Annotated in this window: 21 protein-coding genes; 18 read left to right on the forward strand and 3 right to left on the reverse strand. The window is 44.7% G+C overall.

What is annotated here, in order from left to right; translation table 11 throughout:
* The first annotated feature begins 118 nt into the window (after positions 1–118).
* The 13 genes from J8L84_RS17220 (at position 119) to J8L84_RS17280 (ending at position 12,830) form a co-directional block, all read left to right on the forward strand.
* The gene (locus J8L84_RS17220) at positions 119–739 is read left to right on the forward strand and encodes an FKBP-type peptidyl-prolyl cis-trans isomerase (RefSeq protein ID WP_057789303.1); all 621 of its coding nucleotides are present in this window, start codon (positions 119–121) and stop codon (positions 737–739) included.
* 411 nt (positions 740–1,150) lie between these two features.
* Positions 1,151–2,329, forward strand: coding sequence for an enoyl-ACP reductase FabV (gene fabV / locus J8L84_RS17225; RefSeq protein WP_211071777.1), 1,179 nt, complete (start codon positions 1,151–1,153; stop codon positions 2,327–2,329).
* A 476-nt stretch (positions 2,330–2,805) separates the two neighbouring features.
* Positions 2,806–4,146, forward strand: a complete 1,341-nt coding sequence (locus J8L84_RS17230; RefSeq protein WP_211071842.1) for a Na(+)-translocating NADH-quinone reductase subunit A — start codon at positions 2,806–2,808, stop codon at positions 4,144–4,146.
* A gap of 2 nt (positions 4,147–4,148) precedes the next feature.
* Positions 4,149–5,351, forward strand: coding sequence for an NADH:ubiquinone reductase (Na(+)-transporting) subunit B (locus J8L84_RS17235; protein ID WP_013782591.1), 1,203 nt, complete (start codon positions 4,149–4,151; stop codon positions 5,349–5,351).
* Positions 5,341–6,105 (forward strand): Na(+)-translocating NADH-quinone reductase subunit C, encoded by a 765-nt coding sequence (locus J8L84_RS17240; protein WP_013782592.1) that lies wholly within the window; start codon positions 5,341–5,343, stop codon positions 6,103–6,105. The genes J8L84_RS17235 and J8L84_RS17240 overlap by 11 nt, the downstream gene beginning before the upstream one ends.
* A 10-nt stretch (positions 6,106–6,115) precedes the next feature.
* Positions 6,116–6,748: an NADH:ubiquinone reductase (Na(+)-transporting) subunit D gene (locus J8L84_RS17245; protein WP_013782593.1), complete on the forward strand. Its 633-nt coding sequence runs from the start codon at positions 6,116–6,118 to the stop codon at positions 6,746–6,748.
* A gap of 3 nt (positions 6,749–6,751) precedes the next feature.
* Positions 6,752–7,360: an NADH:ubiquinone reductase (Na(+)-transporting) subunit E gene (gene nqrE / locus J8L84_RS17250; RefSeq protein WP_013782594.1), complete on the forward strand. Its 609-nt coding sequence runs from the start codon at positions 6,752–6,754 to the stop codon at positions 7,358–7,360.
* Positions 7,361–7,380: 20 nt separating this feature from the next.
* Positions 7,381–8,613 (forward strand): NADH:ubiquinone reductase (Na(+)-transporting) subunit F, encoded by a 1,233-nt coding sequence (gene nqrF, locus J8L84_RS17255; RefSeq protein ID WP_126872854.1) that lies wholly within the window; start codon positions 7,381–7,383, stop codon positions 8,611–8,613.
* A gap of 66 nt (positions 8,614–8,679) precedes the next feature.
* Positions 8,680–9,711, forward strand: coding sequence for an FAD:protein FMN transferase (locus J8L84_RS17260; RefSeq protein ID WP_211071778.1), 1,032 nt, complete (start codon positions 8,680–8,682; stop codon positions 9,709–9,711).
* A gap of 10 nt (positions 9,712–9,721) precedes the next feature.
* Positions 9,722–9,955, forward strand: coding sequence for a (Na+)-NQR maturation NqrM (nqrM, locus tag J8L84_RS17265; protein WP_013782597.1), 234 nt, complete (start codon positions 9,722–9,724; stop codon positions 9,953–9,955).
* 521 nt (positions 9,956–10,476) lie between these two features.
* On the forward strand, positions 10,477–11,550 hold the full coding sequence (dinB, locus tag J8L84_RS17270) for a DNA polymerase IV (protein WP_211071779.1): 1,074 nt from the start codon (positions 10,477–10,479) through the stop codon (positions 11,548–11,550).
* 45 nt (positions 11,551–11,595) lie between these two features.
* Positions 11,596–11,889 carry a DUF1653 domain-containing protein gene (locus tag J8L84_RS17275; protein WP_211071780.1) on the forward strand — a complete coding sequence of 98 codons (294 nt, stop codon included), beginning with the start codon at positions 11,596–11,598 and terminating at the stop codon, positions 11,887–11,889.
* A 65-nt stretch (positions 11,890–11,954) separates the two neighbouring features.
* Positions 11,955–12,830, forward strand: a complete 876-nt coding sequence (locus J8L84_RS17280) for an MBL fold metallo-hydrolase (protein ID WP_211071781.1) — start codon at positions 11,955–11,957, stop codon at positions 12,828–12,830.
* Between the two features lie 50 nt (positions 12,831–12,880).
* On the opposite strand, the gene J8L84_RS17285 is transcribed toward J8L84_RS17280, so the two are convergent.
* Positions 12,881–13,849 carry a sterol desaturase family protein gene (locus J8L84_RS17285; protein ID WP_211071782.1) on the reverse strand — a complete coding sequence of 323 codons (969 nt, stop codon included), beginning with the start codon at positions 13,847–13,849 and terminating at the stop codon, positions 12,881–12,883.
* A 78-nt stretch (positions 13,850–13,927) separates the two neighbouring features.
* On the opposite strand from J8L84_RS17285, the gene J8L84_RS17290 reads away from it, so the two are divergent.
* On the forward strand, positions 13,928–14,659 hold the full coding sequence (locus J8L84_RS17290; RefSeq protein WP_211071783.1) for a Crp/Fnr family transcriptional regulator: 732 nt from the start codon (positions 13,928–13,930) through the stop codon (positions 14,657–14,659).
* On the opposite strand, the gene J8L84_RS17295 is transcribed toward J8L84_RS17290, so the two are convergent.
* The gene (locus J8L84_RS17295) at positions 14,648–15,181 is read right to left on the reverse strand and encodes an Lrp/AsnC family transcriptional regulator (protein WP_211071784.1); all 534 of its coding nucleotides are present in this window, start codon (positions 15,179–15,181) and stop codon (positions 14,648–14,650) included. The genes J8L84_RS17290 and J8L84_RS17295 overlap by 12 nt on opposite strands.
* A 401-nt stretch (positions 15,182–15,582) precedes the next feature.
* Between J8L84_RS17295 and J8L84_RS17300 the strand changes: the two genes are divergently transcribed.
* From J8L84_RS17300 to J8L84_RS17310, 3 genes are all read left to right on the forward strand, one after another.
* Positions 15,583–16,977 carry a cytosine permease gene (locus J8L84_RS17300; RefSeq protein ID WP_211071785.1) on the forward strand — a complete coding sequence of 465 codons (1,395 nt, stop codon included), beginning with the start codon at positions 15,583–15,585 and terminating at the stop codon, positions 16,975–16,977.
* A complete protein-coding gene (locus J8L84_RS17305; protein WP_211071786.1) occupies positions 16,974–18,089 on the forward strand; it encodes a DUF917 domain-containing protein in 1,116 nt (371 codons plus the stop codon). Before J8L84_RS17300 ends, J8L84_RS17305 begins: the two co-directional genes overlap by 4 nt.
* Positions 18,090–18,180: 91 nt before the next feature.
* On the forward strand, positions 18,181–19,026 hold the full coding sequence (locus J8L84_RS17310) for a class II glutamine amidotransferase (RefSeq protein WP_211071787.1): 846 nt from the start codon (positions 18,181–18,183) through the stop codon (positions 19,024–19,026).
* Between the two features lie 49 nt (positions 19,027–19,075).
* Here J8L84_RS17310 and J8L84_RS17315 read toward each other — a convergent pair whose 3' ends face one another.
* Positions 19,076–19,969 carry a LysR family transcriptional regulator gene (locus J8L84_RS17315; protein ID WP_211071788.1) on the reverse strand — a complete coding sequence of 298 codons (894 nt, stop codon included), beginning with the start codon at positions 19,967–19,969 and terminating at the stop codon, positions 19,076–19,078.
* A gap of 99 nt (positions 19,970–20,068) precedes the next feature.
* Between J8L84_RS17315 and J8L84_RS17320 the strand changes: the two genes are divergently transcribed.
* Positions 20,069–20,584, forward strand: coding sequence for a lactoylglutathione lyase family protein (locus J8L84_RS17320; protein WP_211071789.1), 516 nt, complete (start codon positions 20,069–20,071; stop codon positions 20,582–20,584).
* The last annotated feature ends 30 nt before the right edge of the window (positions 20,585–20,614 follow it).

A 20,614-nucleotide genomic window follows, 5' to 3' on the forward strand; every position in this document is an offset into this window, starting at 1 on the left:
AAGGCAAGATAAATTCTGGTGTGCTACACTCTTGCACCGGAAAATGCAGAAACATATTCGTGAAACGCGGTTTGTTTGAAATTTGTACTGCATTTGTAATTTAATTTCAGGAGTTCTTGTGACTGATACATTCAACACAGTAGAAACCCAAGCAAGTTACGGCATTGGTTTTCAAATGGGTCAACAATTGCAATCTAACCCTTTCGAAGGTTTAGCGATTGACGCAGTAGTGACAGGTTTAAAAGATGCTTTCGCGGGTCAAGCTCCGCAAGTTGATAACGACGCACTGCGTGATGCATTCGGCGAAATCCATAAGCGTATGCAAGCTGAGAAAGAAGAAGCAAGCAAAGCGGTTATCGAAGAGGGTGTAAAATTCCTTGAAGAAAACGCAAAGCGTGAAGAAGTTCAAGTGACTGAGTCTGGCCTACAATACGAAGTATTGGCTGAAGGCGATGGCGAAACGCCAACTGCAGATAGCACAGTTCGCGTTCACTACCACGGTACACTTACCTCAGGTGACGTTTTTGACAGTTCTTACGATCGTGGTCAACCGGCTGAATTCCCAGTTGGCGGCGTGATCAGAGGCTGGACTGAAGCACTACAGCTTATGAAAGTTGGTGCTAAACTACGTTTATACGTACCACACGATCTTGCGTACGGTGAACAAGGTGCTGGTGCAGCAATCGCACCTTACAGCACGTTAATTTTTGATGTTGAATTGCTTGATATCTTAGGTTAATTCACACAAAAAGGTGAGCTCTTGTGGGGGCTCACCTTTTTATTCATGTGTAGTCATGATTCACTCCACATCATATTCAACGCCACATTTCACACTTCACTTTCCTGTCTTGGCCTTACTTATTTTCAGTTCGTAATATTGTTTCAACCCTCTGTTTCAACCCTCGTTTATTAATTTGCTTCTAGCGCAATAGTCGCTAATCACTTTTGTTTTCGTATACATTACATAGCGTTCCAAGATATTCTTTCGATATAGATTTAAAAAACCGCTTTCGAACTGCGCTACCCGTTTGTACATGTGTATCTTTTTGATGAATAAGGTGTTCGGTGCTTAGTTAGTGTCATCTGCTCCGAGTTGTTATAAGCCTTTGCACGTTTACAATAGGCGCACGCTTAAAAAAGGAAAATGATTATGGTTATCAAGCCTAAAGTGAGAGGCTTTATCTGCACAAACGCACATCCTGTGGGTTGTGCAACGTCAGTAGAACAACAAATTGCCTATATTGAAGAGAAAGGCAGCTTAGGTGATGGCCCTAAAAACGTGCTAGTTATTGGCAGCTCAACCGGCTACGGGTTGGCATCGCGTATTACTTCTGCATTTGGTTATGGTGCAAAAACCCTTGGCGTTTGCTTCGAAAAAGCGCCAACAGAACGTAAAACCGGTACAGCGGGTTGGTACAATACTGCAGCCTTCCATCAGCAGGCGTCTAAAAAAGGGCTTTATGCTGACACTATCAATGGTGATGCGTTTTCTGATGAAATTAAAGCGCAAACGATAGATAAGATTAAAGCCAATATGGGCAAGGTCGACCTTGTGATCTATAGCTTGGCGTCACCGCGCAGAACAGACCCAGATACGGGTGTGGTATACAAATCTACCCTTAAACCCGTAGGGCGTGAGTACACTACCAAAACTTACGATACCGACAAAGATAAAGTACATGATGTTACGTTAGAGGCAGCAAACGACGACGAAATCTTAAACACCATTAAAGTGATGGGCGGAGAAGATTGGGAGCGCTGGATGGATAAGCTTGCCGAAGCGGGTGTATTGGCTGAAGGTTGTAAAACCACGGCGTACACTTATATTGGTAAAGCCCTTACTTGGCCTATCTATGGTCAAGCGACCATTGGAAAAGCGAAAGAAGATTTAGACAGAGCCGCTGCCGCTATCATTGGCAAAAATACCGAATTATTGGTTGAAGCGAATGTCAGTTCGTTGAAAGCCTTGGTCACGCAAGCCAGCTCTGCTATTCCTGTTATGCCGCTGTATATCTCATTAATGCAAGAAGTGATGAAGCGCGACGGCACCCATGAGGGCTGTATTGAACAAATTCATGGTTTGTTCTCTACCTGTCTATTTGGTGATACGCCAACATTAGATGAGGCAAACCGCTATCGCATGGACGGCATTGAAACCAATGACGTTACGCAAGCTAAGATTCAAGCCTTATGGGACAAAGTGACCCAAGAGAACTTTCATGAACTAAGCGATTATGCTGGTTATCATCACGAATTTTTAAAACTGTTTGGTTTTGATATTGAAGGTGTTGATTACGAACAGGATATTGACCCACTCGTGAAATGGTAAAGGTTTACTATACTTAAATAAGCCTAATATTGAGTAGAGCCGTCGAATCAGACGGCTTTTTCGTTGTTTACTTACTACTTAAACGTAAATGGGGTTTACATTAAATTATAGAAAAGTTGCTCTTTATCTATGATTTGCGTGGCACAAACCGCTCGGTTAATGCTAAAATCCCGAAATTAAGTAGGGGTCTATTCTACTCCTACTCAACAACAGCGTTAATCGCAGTAATACAACAACAAAAATAAGTGTGAATTTTCACTGTTGGTCTATAAAAGAAAAGGCGTATAACGTCGCTTATACATTTGGAATGTAAGTTACGGCTTCATAACAGGCTGACCGTAACAGTAAGTAAATTCCGTCAATCTAAATATTAAAGGTGTTCTACACCTTAAAAATAGTACGCTTTTGCATGCTGATAAGCAGGGTTCTCTGCGGTCATGCAAAAGAGTATTTCTATTAGAGTAGTGCGATTACATATGATAAAAATCAAGAAAGGTCTCGACCTCCCAATAGAGGGAGCGCCGAAGCAGGAGATCACTGAAGGGTCTGCTGTTTCACGCGTTGCCATTCTGGGAGAAGAATATGTGGGTATGCGCCCTACCATGCACGTCCAAGTTGGCGATGTAGTGAAAAAAGGCCAGATGCTTTTTGAAGACAAAAAGAATCCTGGCGTTAAGTTCACTGCTCCAGCTGCGGGTGAAGTGGTAGAGGTAAACCGTGGTGCAAAGCGTGTTTTGCAATCAGTAGTAGTTAAAGTTAGCGGCAGCGATGCAGTTAGCTTTGATAAAATTGCTGCAGACAAAATCGCCAGTACTGAGCGGGAGCAACTCCAATCAATCCTTGTTGAGTCAGGTATGTGGACAGCGTTACGTACGCGTCCATTTAGCAAATCACCAGCCCTTGACTCGGTACCAAATTCAATCTTTGTTACAGCAATGGACACCAATCCGCTAGCCGCGGATCCAGCGGTGATTATTGCTGAGCGCAACGATGACTTCGTGAACGGCTTAAAAGCGTTAACGCAGTTGAGTGGCGGCAAGGTTTACGTTTGTAAAGCAGCGGGCTCATCAGTAGCAACTGGCGATGCCGCAGTAGACGTAGAAGAATTCGGTGGACCACACCCAGCAGGCTTAGCAGGTACACATATCCATTATTTGGATTCTGCTGGCTTGAACAAAACGGTTTGGCACATTAGCTACCAAGACGTAATGGCCTTTGGCGCATTGCTAACTACTGGTGAGCTAGACACACGCCGCGTTATTGCTATCGGCGGTCCATCTGCTAAAAACCCTCGCCTGGTTCGTACCTCTATCGGTGCTGATTTAGAAGAGTTGCTAGCAAACGAACAACAAGACGGTGACGTACGTGTCGTTTCAGGTTCCGTGTTAAACGGCGTAACGGCACAAGGTGTTCACGGCTTCCTAGGTCGTTTCCACACCCAAGTATCACTGCTTAAAGAAGGTCGCGAGAAGAAATTCCTTGGCTGGATCACACCTGGTTCAGACAAGCATTCTGTTACGCGCGCTTATCTTGGTCACTTAGGTGGCAGCAAGAAGTTTGATATGACAACAACAACCAATGGCTCTGAGCGCTCTATGGTGCCAATTGGTAATTACGAACGCGTTATGCCCCTAGATATCATTCCTACGCTTTTGCTTAGAGACTTGATTTCTGGTGATTGTGACAGTGCTCAGACATTGGGTTGTTTAGAGTTGGACGAAGAAGATTTGGCTTTGTGTACTTATGTATGCCCAGGCAAATACAACTACGGCCCGATTTTACGCGACTGTTTGACCACCATTGAGAAAGAGGGTTAGTCATGGGTTTAAAAGCGTATTTAGAAAAGATTGAACCAAATTTTGAGCCAGGTGGAAAGCACGAAAAATGGTATGCACTGTATGAAGCAGCGGCAACGATTTTCTATACTCCTGGTAAAGTAAACAAAGCTAACACGCACGTGCGTGACAGCATTGACCTTAAACGCATCATGATTTTGGTGTGGTTAGCAACATTCCCAGCAATGTTCTTCGGTATGTACAACATTGGTTTCCAAGCGCAAGAAGCTATTGCTGCTGGTGCCGGTACACTTCCTGATACATGGCAAGCAGGGTTATTCACCGCCTTAGGTGGAGACTTAGCGAATTCTGGTTTGCTAGGCATGTTCTTCTACGGTGCCTGCTTCTGGTTACCTATCTATGCAGTTACCTTTATTGTTGGTGGCTTCTGGGAAGTATTATTTGCTTCGGTACGTAAGCACGAAGTTAACGAAGGTTTCTTCGTTACCTCGGTACTTTTCGCATTAACCTTACCGGCAACTATTCCGCTTTGGCAGGTTGCATTAGGTATTACCTTTGGTGTGGTTATCGCTAAAGAAGTCTTCGGTGGAACTGGCCGTAACTTCCTTAACCCTGCATTGTCAGGTCGTGCGTTCTTATACTTCGCATACCCTGCACAAATCTCTGGCGACCAAGTTTGGGTTGCTGCTGATGGTTACTCAGGTGCAACGTCATTGAGCCAAGCGGCTTCAGGCGCGCTTGATTACGCTAACATGGACCTTTGGTTTGACAGCTTCTTCGGTACTATCGCAGGTTCTGCGGGTGAAGTATCTGCATTGGCTATCTTAATTGGTGGCTTGTTCATTATGTACATGCGTATTGCAAGCTGGCGAATTGTTGCTGGTGTAGCAATCGGTGTAGCCGTGTTTGCCACCTTGCTGAACATGATTGGTAGCGATACCAACTACATGTTTGCAATGCCTGCCTATTGGCACTTTGTTATTGGTGGTCTTGCCTTTGGTATGTTCTTTATGGCGACAGACCCTGTGTCTGCATCGTTTACCAACCAAGGTAAGTGGGCATACGGTATTTTCATCGGCTTTATGACAGTACTTGTTCGTGTGCTAAACCCAGCCTTCCCAGAAGGTGTAATGTTGGCCATTCTTTTTGCCAACCTTTGGGCGCCACTGTTCGACTATTTCGTCGCACAAAGCAATATCAAGCGGAGGGTAGCTCGTGTCGGCTAAGAAAGAATCTTTAGGAAAAACGATTGGCGTTGTAGTTGCCGTTTGTCTTGTGTGTTCAATTGTTGTATCAGGTGCAGCGGTAGGCTTACGCTCGCTACAACAAACCAATGCGTCGCTTGATAAAAAGAGCAACATTTTGAACGCAGCAGGGCTTTACGAAACAGGTATGACCGGTAAAGCAATCGAAAGTACATATAGCGAAAAGATTGAATCTCGCTACGTTGATTTGGAAAGCGGTGAGTTTGTAGAAGCACCTGAGCCTGATTACGATATGTATAAAGCAGCTAAACAAACTGAGTACAGCACAAAAGTAACTAGCAGCAACGTTGGCTTCCAACGTCGCCCTAATGTTGCCAGTGTTTATTTGGTACGTGACGAAGCTGGCGATGTATCTCGCATTATCTTGCCTGTGCACGGTAGTGGTCTATGGGATCTTATGTACGGTTTTCTTGCCCTTGACGCCGATGGTGAAACAGTTCGTGAGTTGATTTACTATCAACAAAAAGAAACACCAGGACTTGGTGGCGAAGTGCAAAATCCAGCGTGGCAGGACAAATGGGATGGAAAGAAACTATTTGAAGATGGTGAAGTGGCTATCCGTGTAGTGAAAAACGCAAACCCAAGCAATCCACACACTATTGATGCGCTTTCAGGTGCTACCTTAACCAGTAAAGGTGTTGAAAACACCATTCAATACTGGGTAGGCGAGCAAGGCTTCGGCCAGTTCCTGAAGACTCAGGCATGGCGTTCATAAGGGGAGTCTCATGGCAGATACTAAAGAAATGAAAAAGGCCCTCTTTGGGCCAATTATGGACAACAACCCAATTGCCTTGCAGGTACTTGGTATTTGTTCAGCACTGGCTATTACTACTAAGCTGGAAACAGCCTTGGTAATGTCTTTGGCGCTAACCACGGTTGTTGCGTTCTCGAACTTGTTTATTTCAATGATTCGTAACCAGATCCCATCAAGCGTTCGTATCATCATCCAAATGACTATCATAGCGTCGTTGGTAATCGTAGTTGACCAAATATTGAAAGCGTATTCGTACGAAATTTCGAAGCAGCTGTCGGTATTCGTTGGTTTGATTATTACTAACTGTATCGTAATGGGTCGTGCTGAAGCCTATGCAATGAAGAGCCCACCTCTGATGAGCTTTTTAGATGGTATTGGTAACGGTTTAGGTTACTCATTCGTATTGATTGTTATTGGTACAATCAAAGAGCTATTCGGTTTCGGTACTATTTTAGGTTTCGAAATTCTTCCTTTAGTTCAAAACGGTGGTTGGTATCAGGGTAATGGTTTGTTAATTCTACCATTTAGCTCATTCTTCTTAATCGGCGGTATGATTTGGGTTATCCGTACCCTTCGTCCCGAGCAAGTAGAGCCTAAGGAGTAAGTCATGGAACATTATTTGTCGTTATTTGTTCGCTCAATTTTTGTTGAGAACATGGCGTTATCACTTTTCTTAGGTATGTGTACCTTCTTGGCGGTATCGAAGAAAGTTAAAACTGCTATGGGTCTTGGTGTTGCGGTAATCGTAGTACTGGGTATTTCTGTACCGGTTAACCAAATCATTTATGTCAACATTCTTGCACCTGGTGCGCTAGCGTGGGCTGGTTTCCCTGACGCAGATTTAAGCTTCCTAAACTTCCTAACCTTTATCGGCGTTATCGCGGCATTGGTTCAAATTTTGGAAATGAGCTTAGACAAGTTTTTCCCTGCGCTTTATAACGCGCTTGGTATCTTCCTTCCGCTAATTACGGTTAACTGCGCCATCTTTGGTGGTGTAGCATTCGCGGTACAACGTGAATATAACTTGACCGAAAGTGTCGTTTACGGCGTAGGAAGTGGTATGGGCTGGGCAATCGCCATTGTGTTATTGGCCGCCGTACGTGAAAAGCTTAAATATGCCGATATGCCTGATGGTATTCGTGGTCTGGGCTCTGTGTTCATGATTGCGGGTCTTATGGCACTTGGCTTCCAGTCATTCACTGGTATTCAGCTGTAATCGAGCTCGGGAGCATATAAATGAATCAAGTAGAAATTTTCCTAGGCGTCGGCATGTTTATTGCCATTGTATTGGCGCTAGTATTTATCATCATGTTTGCCAAGTCGAAGCTGGTTCCAAGCGGTGATGTAACCATCACTATTAACGGTGACCCAGACAAAGCAATTAAAACTGAGCCAGGCGGCAAGCTTCTTGGCGCACTAGCTGATGCAGGGTACTTCGTATCTTCAGCATGTGGTGGTGGTGGTTCTTGTGGTCAGTGTCGTGTAGACGTGCATTCAGGTGGTGGTGAAATCCTTCCAACTGAACTTGATCACATCACTAAAGGTGAAGCCCGTGAAGGCTGTCGTTTATCATGTCAGGTTGCGATTAAGCAAGACATGGAAATCGAGCTTGAAGAGTCGGTATTTGGTGTTAAGAAGTGGGATTGTGAAGTTATTTCTAACGATAACAAAGCCACTTTCATCAAAGAACTTAAGCTTCAAATTCCTAACGGTGAAAGCGTACCTTTCCGTGCTGGTGGTTACATTCAAATTGAAGCCCCTGCGCACCACGTTAAGTACAAAGAGTTTGAAATCCCTGATGAGTATCGCGGTGATTGGGAACGTTTTGGCTTCTTCGATATCGAATCTAAAGTAGATGAAGAAACCATTCGTGCTTACTCAATGGCTAACTACCCAGAAGAAGAAGGCATTATTATGTTGAACGTGCGTATTGCTACGCCGCCACCTAATAATCTAAGCCTACCTGCTGGTAAAATGTCATCGTACATTTGGAGTCTTAAAGAAGGCGACAAGGCAACAATTTCTGGTCCATTTGGTGAGTTCTTCGCTAAAGAAACTGAAAACGAAATGGTGTTTGTTGGTGGTGGTGCAGGTATGGCGCCGATGCGCTCACATATCTTCGACCAACTTCGTCGCTTAAAAACTGATCGTAAGATGAGCTTCTGGTACGGTGCACGTTCACTTCGTGAAATGTTCTATACAGAAGACTTCGATGAGTTAGCTGCAGAAAACGATAACTTCAAGTGGCATGTTGCCCTTTCAGATCCTCAGCCTGAGGACAACTGGGAAGGTTACACTGGGTTCATTCACCAAGTTCTTCTTGAGAACTACCTGAAAGATCACCCTGCGCCAGAAGATTGTGAGTTCTACATGTGTGGACCACCTATGATGAACGCAGCCGTTATCAACATGTTGAAAGAGCTAGGTGTTGAAGACGAGAACATCATGCTTGATGACTTCGGTGGTTAATCCGAAATCTACAAGTGAGTAAAGGGGGCGAGAGCCCCCTTTTTGTTTAGTTAAAGGACCCAAAACGTGATTCGATTCTTTGCCAGAATAGCATTAGCGGTTATTGCTATGAGCATCCTTTTTATTGCCAGTTGCAGTGAAAAGCCACTTACGGTTGTGCATTTGCAAGGCCAAACTATGGGTACGACTTACAATATTAAGTACGTACTTGGTGAAGGTGAAACTGCAGTAGAAGGTTTGCAGGAAGAAATTGACGCTAAGTTAGTTAACATCAATAAAATGATGTCGACCTACGATACAACGTCTGAGTTGTCTCGTTTTAACCAATACCGATATTCAGATAACTTTGCGGTGTCTCCAGAAACACTTACCGTGGTGAATGAAGCGCTTCGCTTGGCCCGTTTGAGCGATGGTGTGCTAGATGTTACGGTAGGGCCCTTGGTTAATTTGTGGGGGTTCGGTCCAAATAAACGACCAGAAAAAGTGCCAACCCAAGCCGATATTGATGCCGTTCGGGATTATGTAGGTTATGAGAAATTATCTACTACGCCAACCGGTCTTATGAAAGCAAACCCCATGTTGTATGTTGATTTATCAACCATTGCCAAAGGTTATGGCGTGGACGAAGTGGCAGCCATTTTAGATGCTCATGACTTGCAAGACTATCTTGTAGAGATTGGCGGTGAAATGCGGGTTAAAGGCGAACGTGGTGATGGCAGTGAATGGCTAATTGCGATTGAAAAGCCGGTAACGACAGAGCGCGCGGTGCAAAAAGTGGTGTCCATAGGCACTAACGCCATAGCCACATCAGGTGATTATCGTAACTATTACGAAGAAGATGGGAAACGCTATTCTCATTTAATTGACCCAAATACTGGCTCGCCGATAACGCATGATTTGGTGTCGGTGACGGTGGTAAACCCATCTTCAATGATTGCGGATGGCTTAGCCACTGCGTTCAACGTAATGGGGTGGGAACGCGCTATCGACCTTGCAGAGCAAGAACAACTTGCTGTATTCCTCATTCGTCGCACAGCAGACGGATTTGAAGAGTATGCCACGGCAGAATTTGATAAACTGGTAGAAGTAAATAATTAAGGAGTAGGCTATGTCTACGTTTATTTTAGCATTCGGTTTTTTCCTCACCATGGTACTTGCCATGGCGGTAGGCTACTTAGTGCAGCGTAAAACGATATCGGGTAGCTGCGGTGGACTAGGCGCATTGGGTATCGCTAAAGCATGTGATTGCCCAGAGCCTTGTGACAGAAAAAAATCTCGCATGGAAAAAGAAGAAGCGAGAGAAAAGAAATTGAATGAATGGAAACAGAATCAGATCCTTTAATCTGATCTAGTCGCGCTTTTGCTAAGTCAGAAACAATACGCAACAGCGCCACAATGTATAAATATAGATGCGCGGTAAGTTAAAAGCTTACCGCGCTTTTTTGTATGCTTCATTTATTACTTGCGCAGTAATACCAGTCCGCATTGATAATTACCCTCTCAGCGAGACTTAAAATGTTCGTAATCGCGGCGTGTTACCACAGGTATAGTGGTTCTACACCAAGGTAACACAACAAAGAGTACGGACATTTTAAACTCGCCCTTCGGGAAGGTCTGGCAAGCTTCCTAGCTTCATTCTGGGAATTTGAAAGGGAACAGCCATTCCTGCATTCCCACGCTTTGCTAGGAAACTTGCCAGCGCCTTCTGAGTGGGCGATTATCTATGCGGATTGGTATAAGTAGTTGCTCACTATTCATCTCGTTCGCTGGTAAGGCGAATTAATATGCTCTAGAATACTGTCTTTCTATACAGTTTTTTGTAAAGCGGTTCAATTCGTTTGGCAGTTTAGGGGGCAATACGGCATGCGAAAAATCATCCATGTAGATATGGACTGCTTTTATGCTGCGGTTGAAATGCGTGACAACCCTGCGTTACGTAATATCCCTATTGCCATTGGTGGTAGCTCACAGCACCGTGGCGTTATCTCTACCTGTAATTACCCTGCCCGTAAATATGGCGTACGTTCCGCCATGGCCACCGCATACGCGTTTAAGCTTTGCCCAAACCTCACCTTAGTAAAAGGGCGCATGGAGGCTTATGTCAAAGAGTCTCAACGAATTCGCGAAATCTTTGCCGACTATACCGATTTAATTGAGCCACTTTCCTTAGATGAAGCTTATCTAGATGTCACCAATAGCCAGTATTGCGGGGGGAGTGCCACATTAATTGCCGAAGAAATTAGAAGCCGAATTGAAGCGGAATTGGGGTTAACCGCATCAGCAGGCGTAGCACCTTGTAAGTTTGTGGCCAAAGTGGCGAGCGATGAAAATAAGCCTAATGGTATTTGTGTTATTACCCCCGATAAATTAGACAGTTTTGTTAGCGCTATGCCCCTTAAAAAAATTCCCGGGGTGGGCAAGGTAACAATGCAAAAGCTGCAACGATTAGGCCTAGCCACCTGCAACGATGTGCGCTCTTACCCCTTTGAGCGTATACAAAAGGAATTAGGTAAGTTTGGAGCGGTTTTATGGGAACGAGCGCACGGTATTGATGACAGAGAACTATCGGTATCACGAGAGCGCAAGTCTATAGGCGTAGAACGCACCCTAAGCAACGATATTCACTCGTTAGAAGAATGTCGAGATTTTATGCCTCACTTACTAGAAAAGCTTCAGGAGCGCATGGAGGCCCATGAAAAGCGCACAGGCAAGCCTGTTCGCATACGGACTCAAGGGGTAAAATTGAAATTTCAAGACTTCCAACTTACTACTGTTGAACATCGATGCCCTTCGTTAAATGCCCATTACTTTGATACCCTATTGCAAGAAGCTTACGAGCGCGCCAAAGGCCGCGGTATACGATTAGTCGGACTGCATATTGGCCTAGGTGAGGCGCAAACCATACATCAACTTCCTTTGCCCTTAGAAGGTGAGTAGGGGAGTGAATAAAAAGCGAACAAAAAGTGACTAGCAGGAGCCATCATGACTACCCCAGAACCTAAAATCCCAGAGTCTAAAATTCCAGAGTCTGAAACCCCCGAACTTAGAACCCCAGGTCGCTACCGCCACTACAAAGGCAGTGACTATGATGTTTACGAAGTGGCGACGCATTCAGAAGATGAGTCTTCCTTAGTGGTGTATCGTCCATGTTATGGCGAAAAAGCCCTGTGGGTTCGCCCATTGAGTATGTTTCAAGAAGAAGTGGTGATAGAAGGCAAATCTGTTCCGCGATTTGCTTATATTGGTGACATCCCAGATGATGAAAAAATGATCTGAACCGGAAACTAGGTCATAGTGTATGTAGACCTAGTAAATAATAAGCACCTCCTAAGGAAACCCTAATGGCGCAACCACTTACCCGTAGTTTGCTACTTGCTGCAAGTTTAGTATCAACGACCTTCATTCCTGCCGCTTTTTCACAAGACCGTTTTGAAAAGGTTGAAATAGAAGCAACAGCACTTAAAGGTTCCGTGCATATGTTAACGGGGATGGGCGGCAATATCGGCGTTTCTGCAGGCGATGACGGTATTCTTATTATTGATGATCAGTTCGCTCCGCTTGCAGAGAAAATAGCTGCCGCGCTAGGGGAGCTGGGTAGTGATAAGCCCAAGTATGTAATTAACACCCATTACCATGGCGACCATACCGGTTCTAATGCGTTCTTTCATAGTCACAAAGGCGCGACTATTTTAGCCCATGACAACGTGCGTGTTCGATTGGCCAACGATGAAAAAGTCTCTCCTGATGCGCTACCGGCTATTACCTATGAAAACGGTATCAAGCTACATTTTAACGGTGAAACCATTCACATTATGCATCTTAAATCAGGACATACAGACGGCGACAGCATCGTATGGTTTGAACAGCCGGATGTCATGCACACTGGCGACTTGTTCTTCAACGGATTATTCCCTTTCATCGACTTAAATTCCGGCGGCAGTGTTAAAGGCTACATAGAATCAGTTAAACAAGTGATGGCGAAAATAGATGACGATACGGTCCTCATTCCAGGCCATGGTGCACTTAGTAACAAAGCCGAGTACACCAGCTTTCTTGCAATGATTGAAGAGACCTTTGCTTTTGTAAAAGCACAGAAAGCAAAAGGTATGAATCTTGAAGCCATTACTGAAGCAGGGCTTGATAGTAAATGGGATAAGTGGGCATGGAGCTTTATCTCGGAAGAGAAGTGGATTGCTACACTTTACGAAGAGGCCTAATCAAGCCGGTTTAGGAGCAGTCATAGCACTGCTCCTACTCCGACTCGTAGCTATATAGTTGCGTCAGTTTTATTCACCCCAGACTCCGGCATTAATACCTCATCAGTATGTGTACTATTGTTAGGACTAGACGCGGTGTCGATTACGCTTTTCTTTGCTGCTTCGTTTGTCGCTTGAGCAACCATTTTAGGTTTGCGTGGTGTTTTATATAGCGGCCAAACGAGTTGCTCTACCCAGTTAGCGTAAAACATTCCTTCAATACCATATTGAGCTGGGTATTTTCGCGTGATTTTGGCAGTTCCAAATAACACGTCCCAGAAAAACAATAGATTTCCGTAATTACCTTTATAGTTGGTGATGCCATCGTCAGCCTTTAGGCCGTGGTGTGCGCTATGGGTAGAGGGTGTCGATATTGTCCTTTCCACAATCCACGCTAGCTTGTTAAGCATTGGCGTTTGGTATAAAAATCTGTCCCATTTCCATTCGGCATGCGCACCGGTAATGACACTTAGCTTTACCACAAGATAGAACGCGTAGGTCCAACCTAATCCTAAATAGATAAGCGCGCCTGAAAACCAAAGCGACGGCATCAACAAGTAATAGAAGACGTTATTGCGATAGATAATGCGCACGCTCATGTACTTGCCGTTGTGGTGTGCACGATGCAGGTTATACAGGAAACGGGTGGAGTGAGACAGGCGGTGCCACCAATATTGCATCATGTCATCGAATATCAGCAGCAATGCAATATGCAGAAAAATTGATGAGTCGCCCAATGCTCCTTGATTCAAAGCCCCTTGATTTAGCGCCCCTTGGTACTGAGGCACAATAAGCAACATTAGCGCTCCAGCACTAAAAAGCACCAAAGGTTGGGTAATGACAAAAAGCACTAAGGTGCCAATGAGTTCGACTTTTCCATCATCACTCACTTCTGCGCTTTTCTTAAAAAGCTTACCTTGCTTTGCTTCCAGTAACGCAAATATCAAGAAAATACCGATAATCGCAATTTGATAGTTCATAGTTCTCTCCACGTATTGCAGTAAAGTTAACACCCTATTAACATGGTAAATATATAGAACTATAGATTTGGTGGAAAAGTGTCTTATATAAAAGCGCTCAATCAAATTATCATGCCTGAATCATTACTTGCGCTGTGCACGCAATTTGGTACGCCAATTGAGTATGACAAGGGCGCTATGATCCACAATCGAGGGGATTTAAAACCTGGGCTTTCTATCGTGGAGGCTGGGCAGGTGAAGGTGGGCAACTATGGCGTGGACGGTAATTATCAACTTACTACAGTGCTAGAGCGGGGCGACACTTTTGGTGAATTCACTTTATATGCATCGTTAGCCAGAACCCACCATGCGCAAGCAATGTCCGACTGCACCGTGCTGCAAATTGATGAAAGTCGCTTTCGGCAACTCGAAGCTGCGCACCCTGAAGTGGGTGTGTTTTTAACACGCAATCTTGCCATAAAGCTTCACGCTACCTTAGAGCGGTTAGATGACATTTTACGCTTACCGACTCATGTGCAGTTGGCAAAATTGATTTACCAAACCAGCGTAGCGCAAGCAAACTCAATTGAAACTAACACCTTTCAAGCTGACTCTTTTCAAGCTCGCTCAGGCCAAACTAGCACTGCAGTAGCGCTTAGGCAAAGCGACTATGCTGAGCGTTTAGGGGTAACTGTGCTAACCGCCCACAAAGCGCTAAATAAGTTGGTGTCCCTTTCACTAATTCGAAAGCAATATGGGAAAGTGGAGATTGTTGATATGCAAGCAATGTCGAAGTGGCTAAATGACAATGTATCTTTGTTACCTGTCTGAGACGTGATCGCTCATTGAAATCTCCGCTTTATCCAACCATTTCAATTGCGCGAGGGGATAGCCTAAAAAGAACTTTTCTCTGGATAAAATAATCCGATTTTCAATGCGCTTAATACCAAGCTCTTCTCTGTCACTAAGCAATGTACAGGCGTCGTTGAGTTTAGCGATATTTGCAAAACAACTGAACGACACATAATCCACTTTCCCCGTTATTTGCATGCAATCCATGAACTCAGGTATTTCTTGAATAGCGGAAATGAAGCGCCGTTTGAAAGGGGCGCTGTTATCATGCAAGGTAAATTCAACATACGCAAAAACATGTTCGCACATAGCTTCAATATTCACGTCTGCATGAAAGGTACGAAAGTAGCCGGCTTCTTTTAGTGCCTTTACCCGCTGGAAGCAGGCACTAGGTGAAAGGTTAACGCGTCCCGCTAATTCCACGTTGGTGAGGTCTGCTTGCAAATGTAATATGGCCAATATCTTTTGATTGTAGCTGTCTAAATGAATAATCTTTTTCATAAGGTGATTTCTTTTGCCTTAAACACACGTATTGCCACATTTATGATGGTCTTGCGCGCCGAATGTTATTACTCAGCTACACCAAATTGCACCTAGGTAGGAGATAAAGCATCTTGTGTATGTGAAATAATATTTTTAGGAAATAGTAATAAGTTCGTGATTGTCGGTGATTTCAGTACTCAGGTTATCAAAAGTTAGCAATTAACAAAATATTATTTTGTGGAAAGTTTGCACAATAGTGTTAGCCGTTTAAATAGGATGTGTATAGCGATTAATGCTTCGTTTAACGTGTGCGTTCTTTATACGTCAGCCAAATAAATTCAAACCAAAAATGCGGGAAAGCGTAAGCTGTTTTGCCCAACATTTGTCGAAAGCCGCAACCTAACAGGGATAACAAATAGATGACGTCTGAAAGTACAACAGATACTAACGACTATGCCCTAGAGCCTGTGCCTGAAAGTGCACAAACAAGCGGTGTGGCGGTAGGTATGATCAACGGGGCATTGGCCTTTGCGGTACCTGGACTAATTACAGGTATAGAAATAGGCGAAGCGTTAGGTTTTTGGGATAGCCTTGCCGCTTTTCTGGTAGGCGGCTTAATTTTAGCTTTCTTTGGTACGGTGACTGCGCTGGTCGGGCATGCTAACCGGCTAACATCGTTTGTCACCATACGGCATGTGTTTGGCGTGTGGGGCGCAAAGCTGGTGTCATTTTGTTTTGTGCTGTCGTTACTCGGCTGGTACGGCGTCAACCTCGACTTGTTCGCGTTGGCCACCAACGGTTTGTTAGTTGATTACTTGGGCATAACCTTTAACACCAGTGCTATTGAGTGGGGCGTTAGTGCCGTGATTGTTATCACTACCTTATACGGCTTTCAGCGGATGGAAATATTATCCACTTGGCTGGTGCCCATAATGGGAGTGGTCACATTATTCCTATTAATAAAAAGCGCCATGGCGATAGAGCCCTCAGGCGGCTTGGCGGTGGTAGAGTCTTCAGGAGGCTTGGCGGCGGTCGAGCCTACAATGGGTTTTGGTACGGCGGTATCGGCGGTGGTAGGAAGCTTTATTGTGTCTATTGTTTTACTGCCTGACTTAGCACGCTTTTGTCGAACAAAACGAGATGCGTGGTCAGCGTCTTTCATTCCTTTCTTTCTACTAAGTACGTTTGTATACATCGCTGCCTCTTTAGCCGCAAATGTATTCGGCAGTGACGATATTCTTGCGCTTATGGTAAAAGTGGGACTAGGGCTAGCTGCCTTTGTACTACTTATTTGTTCAAGTTGGCTCACCAATGTGTTGAATCTATATAGCGCCTCATTGGGAGCTGCGGCAGTTATTAACGGCGGGAAACAAAAGGTATTGATCATAGCTATGGGTGTGATGGGAGCTGTAGCGTCATCCCTTAATTTGCTTGATAATTTTTCTGAGTTTTTATTCTCGTTGTCCATCATGTTTACCCCGGTTGCCGCTATCTACTGTGCTGATTTTTTCATTCTAAGAAAGCAAGCTGTGTACCGGGCGCATGACTTTATTCCCTCTTTTAATGTTTGCGCCATAGCAGCGTGGATAACCGGCATCCTGTTTAGCTTTACAAGCGCTGAAACAGGGCTGTTCATCACGCCCATTGAAGCAATAGACGCTTTGATTGTGTCATTAGCCAGCTACCTCTTTCTATATTACATGACGTTTTACATGACGCGCGCCTTCGGGGCTAAGAACAACAGATTAACCAGCAACACAGATGGCAGCATCGATAGCCCTATCAAGAACAGTACTAAGAGAGAAAACCCATGAAAGAGTTAAGCTTTCAAGATATGAAAGACATTTTGCTAGGCTGCACTGTGCTAGGTACAGGGGGCGGTGGCGAAATGAGTGAAGGCCTAGCACTCATTGATGAGGTAATCGAAAAAGGCTTGCCAATACGCCTAGTAGGGCTTGATGAAGCGCCTGATGATGCATGGATTTGTACGCCTTATTTACTGGGTGCGCTAGATTTAAGCGCCAAAGAGGCCGACGAATACAAAGCGCTACCTAGAAATACTGAGCCAGCAATTTGCAGTGCGTATAGCCGCATAGAATCTTATTTTGATAGGAAGTTTTATGGCACCGTGTGCTGTGAAATGGGCGGTTCTAATACGGCAGTGGCATTTTATACCGCGGCGTTGAATAACGGTGTGGTGATTGATGCTGACCCTGCTGGGCGGGCAGTACCAGAAATTACCCATTCAACCTATTATCTAAATGGCCTTGATGCCGCGCCTGTTATTGCCGCCAATAACTTTTGCGAAACCTTTGTGTGTGAAGGCTTGCGTGACGATCAAAGAGCCGAGCATGTTATGCGTGCACTTTGCCAAGTGAGCGCCAACGACATTGCGGCTATCGACCATGCTATGCCTGTAAAAGACATTCGCCACGCTCTTATTGGCGGAACGATTTCAAAAGCATGGGCGCTAGGTAAAGCGGTGTCGGCTGCCAAGCTGCAAGGTGGTGATGTTGCCAAAGTGATTGCAGACGTGGGTAAAGGCTTTGTTGCCTTTAGAGGCAAAGTGACCGCCTTTGAATTTGATACGGTAGGCGGTTTTTCTGTTGGAACCGTCGATTTAGCTGGCACCGCTGATGACGAAGGCTATACCTATCAGATAGGGGTTAAGAACGAAAACTTAATTAGTTATTACGATGGTGAAGTAGATGTGACTATCCCAGATTTAATCTGCGTGATAGATGATAATACGGGGGAGCCCGTGACTAATCCGCATTATGAAATTGGTCAAACGTTAGCGGTTATTATCTTACCTGCCCCTGATGCGTTTTTGACCCAAAAGGGTTTAGCCACCTTTGGCCCAGCCTATGTGGGTGTGGACGCGCCTTATCGCCCTGCTAGCTTGCAAAATAGACATAATAAATAGGTGTAAATTAAACGTATTGCGCGTTGCTTAGCGCGCCAAGCTTGTTTATGCTCAATGCCTGCTAATATTTACGTTCTAAAAAGGGTATATCGTGTGTGAACTGCTTGGCATGAGTGCCAACACGCCAACTGATTTGTGTTTTAGCTTTACCGGCCTCACCCGACGCGGTGGCGAAACAGGCCCGCACAAGGACGGTTGGGGTATGGCATTTTATGAAAGCAAGGGCATACGCCTTTTTCACGACCCTGAACCCTGTGCTACCTCTCAAATTGCAGAGTTTGTTTCCCATCTGCCGATTAAAAGCGAAACGGCTATTTGTCATATTCGCCAAGCCAATGTCGGCAATATTAACCTAGCCAACACTCACCCCTTTACCCGAGAAATGTGGGGTAAATACTGGGTGTTTGCACATAATGGGCAGCTACCTAACTTTGTGCCTCGTGAAGGCATGTATGAAGCGGTAGGTGATACCGACAGCGAAGCCATGTTCTGCGATTTAATGAATCAAGTGCGGGAAAGCCTGCCTCGAGATGCTATGCCGCAACAATTGGCCGATACGCTGGTAAATATCGCCAAAGGCTACGCAGAGCAAGGTGTATTTAATTGCTTGCTCAGCAATGGCGAATGGTTGTTTTCATTTTGCAGTACTAAAATGGCCAGTATTACCCGCCGCGCGCCGTTTGGCCCAGCTTGCTTAAGTGACGTGGAAGTAGAAATTGATTTTGCCGCTGAAACCACACCCAATGACGTGGTAAGCATTATTGCCACCGCGCCGCTTACACACGACGAACAGTGGGATATATACGAGCGTGGTGAATGGAAGCTATGGCAGCAAGGCGAAGTGATTGCTAGCGGCAAAGTAGATGTACCCGTTCATAAATCTGAAGCCGCTATGACCAGCCCCGATCCCGATTTGAGTGCTCAACAAGCAAGTTGACCTCGCATCGCGTGTGACTTATCTAATTGATTTGGTTGATTTAATTAACTTAGCTAATTTCGAGCGCTTCAACAATTAGCGATTGAATTTTCTGATAGCGAAGTGGCAGTGAGCGGTGTGGCGTTTTCACAAAATACAGCGGCTCTGTTACATCGTGCTTCGCGGGGTAAATGGTTAAGCTGTTTGCCGCATCAGCAAAACTATCAAGCACCTTAATAGGCAGTACGGTGAAGCCTAACCCTTTGCTAACCGGCAATAAAATTTGAGACAGTTGGTTTATATAACCACGCTGTGGCAATCGGTTAGGATCTAACTGCATCAGCGCTTGCTCGCCGCTGTGACTAAAATAAAGCTTTAAGTAGTGCATGGCATCTGGGTGATTTATCAATCCAAGGCCGAGCAATGTATCGTCAATGGTCTCATAAGGCGTACCCTTGGGTAAAATAAGCCCCAGTGATTCATGGCCTATCTTTTCAGATGAAAACAATTCCTCGTCAGGCTGCTGGGTAACTATGCCTAGTTCAAGGCTAGACGCTTGAATGTTGTTTAATATGGTACGGTTTGGGGCAACTTCTAAATGTATGCTCAAGCGAGGATGGGTGACTTGTAGCTCAACTAACACAGGGTACAAACGCTGTGCTAATGCACCAGAACACCCAATTACGCACTTACCTTCATAAGGTGCATCAAACTTTAAACTCTCTATAAGTGCCTGCTCATGCTTACTCAAACTTTGCGCATAGTCGTAAACTCGCTGGCCTTGTTCGGTCAGTTCAACCCCTTTACCCAAGCGAATAAGTAGCGCACAGCCACAGGCCTCTTCAAGCTTCTTAATATGCTGGCTCACGCCTGGCTGGGTCATAAACCGTTGTTCTGCGGTGCGGGTAAAATTACCCGTTTCAACTAACACCTTAAAGGTGTCGAGCCACAAAGGATTCAGCATGCTATAAATTTATATTATGGATTTGAGAAATAATCATAATTTCCAGTAGTGGGTTTGTCTAGTTAATATACCTGCATACTTTACATCGAAGAGATAAAGATGACTGAAGCAGTTAAGACCCCTTATCCACGTACGTTTTCACATATTGGTATTTCGGTTCCAGACCTTGATGCCGCCGTTATATTTTACACTGAAGTACTAGGCTGGTACTTAATCATGAAGCCAACTGAAATTGTTGAAGATGACTCAGCCATTGGTGAAATGTGTACTGATGTATTTGGTGCAGGTTGGGACAAATTCCGCATTGCTCACCTTTCAACGGGCGACCGTGTAGGTGTTGAAATATTTGAATTTAAAAACCAAGAAAATCCTGAGAACAACTTCGAATACTGGAAAACGGGTGTATTCCATTTCTGTGTTCAAGACCCTGATGTTGAAGGCTTGGCAGAAAAGATTGTAGAAGCCGGTGGTAAGAAACGCATGAAAGCCCCGCGTTACTACTACCCAGGCGAAAAACCGTACCGCATGATTTATATGGAAGACCCGTTTGGTAACATCCTTGAAATTTATAGCCACAGCTATGAACTTCATTATGCGAGCGGTGCCTACCAATAAATAAAGAAGCCAGTAGGTAAAGAAGCGCAA

The sequence above is a fragment of the Alteromonas sp. MMG017 genome, assembly GCF_018100795.1.
Lineage (GTDB): Bacteria > Pseudomonadota > Gammaproteobacteria > Enterobacterales > Alteromonadaceae > Alteromonas.

What these genes read in the sequence shown, in the direction of transcription:
- J8L84_RS17295 (WP_211071784.1), bottom strand. Translation starts at nt 15,181, where the DNA reads ATGAAAAAGATTATTCATTTAGACAGCTACAATCAAAAGATATTGGCC.
- J8L84_RS17275 (WP_211071780.1), top strand. Translation starts at nt 11,596, where the DNA reads ATGACTACCCCAGAACCTAAAATCCCAGAGTCTAAAATTCCAGAGTCT.
- J8L84_RS17280 (WP_211071781.1), top strand. Translation starts at nt 11,955, where the DNA reads ATGGCGCAACCACTTACCCGTAGTTTGCTACTTGCTGCAAGTTTAGTA.
- J8L84_RS17245 (WP_013782593.1), top strand. Translation starts at nt 6,116, where the DNA reads ATGGCAGATACTAAAGAAATGAAAAAGGCCCTCTTTGGGCCAATTATG.
- J8L84_RS17285 (WP_211071782.1), bottom strand. Translation starts at nt 13,849, where the DNA reads ATGAACTATCAAATTGCGATTATCGGTATTTTCTTGATATTTGCGTTA.
- nqrE (WP_013782594.1), top strand. Translation starts at nt 6,752, where the DNA reads ATGGAACATTATTTGTCGTTATTTGTTCGCTCAATTTTTGTTGAGAAC.
- nqrF (WP_126872854.1), top strand. Translation starts at nt 7,381, where the DNA reads ATGAATCAAGTAGAAATTTTCCTAGGCGTCGGCATGTTTATTGCCATT.
- J8L84_RS17305 (WP_211071786.1), top strand. Translation starts at nt 16,974, where the DNA reads ATGAAAGAGTTAAGCTTTCAAGATATGAAAGACATTTTGCTAGGCTGC.
- J8L84_RS17320 (WP_211071789.1), top strand. Translation starts at nt 20,069, where the DNA reads ATGACTGAAGCAGTTAAGACCCCTTATCCACGTACGTTTTCACATATT.
- nqrM (WP_013782597.1), top strand. Translation starts at nt 9,722, where the DNA reads ATGTCTACGTTTATTTTAGCATTCGGTTTTTTCCTCACCATGGTACTT.
- J8L84_RS17230 (WP_211071842.1), top strand. Translation starts at nt 2,806, where the DNA reads ATGATAAAAATCAAGAAAGGTCTCGACCTCCCAATAGAGGGAGCGCCG.
- fabV (WP_211071777.1), top strand. Translation starts at nt 1,151, where the DNA reads ATGGTTATCAAGCCTAAAGTGAGAGGCTTTATCTGCACAAACGCACAT.
- J8L84_RS17315 (WP_211071788.1), bottom strand. Translation starts at nt 19,969, where the DNA reads ATGCTGAATCCTTTGTGGCTCGACACCTTTAAGGTGTTAGTTGAAACG.
- dinB (WP_211071779.1), top strand. Translation starts at nt 10,477, where the DNA reads ATGCGAAAAATCATCCATGTAGATATGGACTGCTTTTATGCTGCGGTT.
- J8L84_RS17300 (WP_211071785.1), top strand. Translation starts at nt 15,583, where the DNA reads ATGACGTCTGAAAGTACAACAGATACTAACGACTATGCCCTAGAGCCT.
- J8L84_RS17235 (WP_013782591.1), top strand. Translation starts at nt 4,149, where the DNA reads ATGGGTTTAAAAGCGTATTTAGAAAAGATTGAACCAAATTTTGAGCCA.